Origin of the sequence: Wolbachia endosymbiont of Drosophila tristis (assembly GCF_028981745.1) — a bacterium.
GTDB classification, from domain to species: Bacteria; Pseudomonadota; Alphaproteobacteria; order Rickettsiales; family Anaplasmataceae; genus Wolbachia; species Wolbachia pipientis.
In genome coordinates, this window is sequence record NZ_JAPQLN010000085.1 from 1 (window position 1) to 3,711 (window position 3,711).

The 3,711-nt window shown below is 36.8% G+C and carries 3 protein-coding genes and 1 pseudogene; 2 read left to right on the forward strand and 2 right to left on the reverse strand.

What is annotated here, in order from left to right; all coding sequences use genetic code 11:
- Positions 1–420 precede the first annotated feature (420 nt).
- Positions 421–1,740, forward strand: a complete 1,320-nt coding sequence (miaB, locus tag OZD64_RS03525) for a tRNA (N6-isopentenyl adenosine(37)-C2)-methylthiotransferase MiaB (protein WP_038198725.1) — start codon at positions 421–423, stop codon at positions 1,738–1,740.
- Positions 1,741–1,879: 139 nt separating this feature from the next.
- Here miaB and OZD64_RS03530 read toward each other — a convergent pair.
- Positions 1,880–2,914, reverse strand: a pseudogene (locus OZD64_RS03530) (POT-type proton-dependent oligopeptide transporter); the annotation flags it as partial.
- A 119-nt stretch (positions 2,915–3,033) separates the two neighbouring features.
- Positions 3,034–3,342, reverse strand: a complete 309-nt coding sequence (locus OZD64_RS03535; protein ID WP_244263350.1) for a hypothetical protein — start codon at positions 3,340–3,342, stop codon at positions 3,034–3,036.
- 89 nt (positions 3,343–3,431) lie between these two features.
- Here OZD64_RS03535 and OZD64_RS03540 point away from each other — a divergent pair.
- The coding region (locus tag OZD64_RS03540) for an IS5 family transposase (RefSeq protein ID WP_044471353.1) at positions 3,432–3,711 on the forward strand (280 nt) is incomplete at its 3' end.

The following is a 3,711-nucleotide window of genomic DNA, read 5'->3' on the forward strand; positions in this document are numbered from 1 at the left end:
AAATTACTATTCTTAAATTTGATCAGATTGATTGCAAAAAAACAAGATTTTCAATAGGTTGCTTATAATCCTAACTATAGTTAGCCTTTCATAAGTAGCGATGCAACAAAGCCATCCCAGTGTCGAGCACTGGGATGACAAGAAGAGGGCACTGCCCTCTTGGATGGAAGCCAGTGTTAGCTACTTTCATGACACCCTGACAACCGTCATCCCGCTACTTGTTAGCGGGATCTAGAGATACCGTGATGGTATGACGTAGGGGTTGCCGAGAACTTGTCATCCCAGTGCTTGACACTGGGATCCAGTTTTTCGTATAATTTTGTCAAAATCTATTGTGCTAGCAAGTTCACTAGCGTCACGCGCTGGTCTGTTAGACATTTACGTGTAGGGTGAAGAAATTTTGAAAAAGACATACCAAATATGAAAGGCCTATATATTAAAACTTACGGCTGTCAGATGAACGTTTATGACTCCGTTTTAATGGAAAATGTAATTAAACCTTTGGGGTTCAACGTTGTTAGTGATGCAGGGAAAGCCGATTTAGTGATACTGAATACTTGTCACATTAGAGAGAAGGCAGCAGAAAAACTTTACTCAGAGCTTGGGAAGATTCATTCGTTACGAAAAGAAATGACTATAGTGGTGGCTGGGTGTGTAGCGCAAGCAGAGGGAGAAGAAGTGTTCAGAAGGGCTCCTTTTGTTGATATTGTTGTTGGTCCGCAGAGTATCGCTACCTTACCGGAGCTGATAGTCAAAGCAAGCAGAAGTAAAGGTCATGTAATAAACACTGATTTTCCTGAAGTTGCAAAGTTTGATAAATTGCCAGATGAATGCTATGGCAATAGCCAGGGGTCTTCTGCGTTTCTTGCCATACAAGAGGGTTGTGATAAATTTTGTACGTTTTGTGTAGTGCCCTATACTCGTGGAGCTGAGTATTCACGGCCAGTGAATGAAATATTTCGTGAAGCATTGAAATTAGTTGCAAATGGGGCAAATGAGATCAATTTGCTTGGTCAGAACGTCAATGCTTACCATGGGGAGTGCGAAGGGGAAGTGTGGGATTTAGGAAAATTAATTAGTCATATTGCTAAAATTGAAAAGCTAGAGAGGATTCGTTATACAACTTCTCATCCAAGAGATATGCATGAATCTCTCTACTTGGCACATGCGGAAGAGCCAAAGCTCATGCCGTTTGTTCACCTGCCTGTGCAGTCTGGTTCGAATAAAATATTGCACGCGATGAACAGGAAACACACTGCAGAGGAGTATTTGGAAATAATAGACAGATTTCGCAAATTGAAACCTGAAATCGAATTTTCTTCTGATTTTATTGTTGGTTTTCCTGGAGAAACCGAAAAAGATTTTGAAGAAACTATGAAATTAGTAGAAAAAGTTAGATATGCTCAGGCTTATAGTTTTAAATACAGCCCAAGACCAGGCACACCGGGAGCGGAAAGAAAAGATCAAGTACCAGCAGAGGTTAAAACAGAGCGCCTTCTTCGTTTACAGAAATTAATTAGTAAGCAACAACTTGAGTTTAACCAGAGTATGGTAGGTAAAACTATACCTGTTCTATTTAGCGATAAAAAAGGTAAACACCAAAACCAAATTATTGGTAAAAGCCCATATATGCAATCAGTGTGCATTGATGATTCTGAAGATAAATACAGGGACAAAATAGTAAATGTGAAAGTGTTGGAAGCTCGGCAGAGTAGTTTGCTGGGGTGTGCATTTCACTGATTTTAAGCAGCGTTAAATATAAATCTTAAGCAAAGAGTATTGAAAAAATGCAATCATAATCTTTTTCAAAAGTTACAAAGTTTAATTGCTACCTCTGCTGAACGGGTACCTTAAACCTACAAATTTGAGCTTACCTATATCAATTTTTTGTACAAGATGAGTTAGTAACAACTTTATGTATAAAATTGAAGAAGAATAAAAATACAATAACGAGCATTAAATTAAATATTCCCACCTTTAAAAAACCCTCTTTATATATTTCTAAAGATTCTAAATAATTTATTTTACCATTTACTGAAGGAACTGACATAAATTTTGATATTGCAACTCCGGCTAGGTTAGAAAACGCTAATGACAGCATTACTATACCCATCACTACTCCTCTAAGGTTTTTGGGGGCTAGTGTAGTTGCTTGTTCTTGGACTAATGGAGCAATACATAATTCTCCCAGTCCCATAAAGGAGATAGCAATTATTAAATATAAGTATTCTACTTTACCTTCAATGTTAGAGTTTAAACATCCTATGTACAGTGTGAAAAAACACATAGCCATTGTCAGAAGGCCAAGGGTAAACATGGAAGTTGCATATTTTTGCTTAAACTTCATGTATGTTCCAAAAAGAAAGCCAAATATTATAATTGACAAAGGATTTATGGCTTGAGAAACTGAAGCTGGGATTGTTATACCTAATACATTGTTAATAACGTTTCTTTCGGTGAATAAGTTAACCAAAGAGCCAAGCTGCATTTCTAAAGCAAAAAAACACAAGAAAAATACCACAAGAATAGATAATGCCACTAATTTTCGTCTTTGTTCTGCTGATAATTTAGATATTATATAAATAAATATGCCCAGAGCTGTTATTCCAATAAATATGAGCATATTAGTAAAAAATTCACTATGTATAAGCATTTTAGCAATTATTGATGATGACAGAAAGCTTCCTATCAATACTATATCAAAAATTTTAATCCCTAATATGCGCTTATTCATAAGCTCTGGATAAGGAGAAAGGCCGCTATCTCCTAAAAGATTCTGAAATTTGAGAAAAAAGATTAGCCCTATAGACATCCCAATACCAGCTAAACCAAAGCCGTAGTGCCAGCCAAACAAGTGGGCTACATAACCACATGAAATAGAAGCCAATATTGCTCCAATATTCACACCTACGTAAAATAAAGTAAAGCCTCTGCTACGTTCAGGATCGTCTTTGCCATAGCATGAACTAAGTAAGTTACGTTCCCTTTAAACATACCAGTACCTATGGCTATTAGAGATAAACCTAAATATAATCAACCTGGTTCAAACTTAACCAATGACATGCAAGCATGACCTGCTATCATCACTATCCCTCCAAGCAACACCATGTTGCGGAATCCCATCAACTTATCAGCTAAAAAACCTCCAAGTATTGGTATAGCATAACCTGTTGCAGCAAATAATGAGTAAATAGTAAAGGCCCTCTCATCAGTGAAACCTAAGTGAGAAGTCAAAAATAGGACCAAAAGTGCCCTCATTCCATAGTAAGAGAAACGTTCCCACATTTCAACAAAGCACAACATTTTTAAAAATTGTGGAAACTTATCTGTCTTCTGATCCATAAAATACCCCTAAAGCTTGGGTTAATGTTAGAGGTTGTCCGGAAACAAGTAAAAGGCTATAATATCTGAAATTTTAGTACGGGGTAAAGATGAGAAAAAAGTATCCAACAGATCTAAGCGAAAGGGAATGGGCAAGAATAGAAAAACACTTCAGAGTATCATACAAGAAAGGAGGAAGGCCGCCAAAGTATAGCAAAAGAGAAATATTAGAAGCAATTTTCTATGTATTGCGTACAGGGTGTCAATGGCGGTATTTACCAAATGATTTTCCGCTATGGAAGACTGTGTATGAGCAGTTCAGGCAATGGAAGAAGCAGGGAATTTTTGAGAAAATGAATTATGAAATTACAAAATATAGTAGAAGAAAAA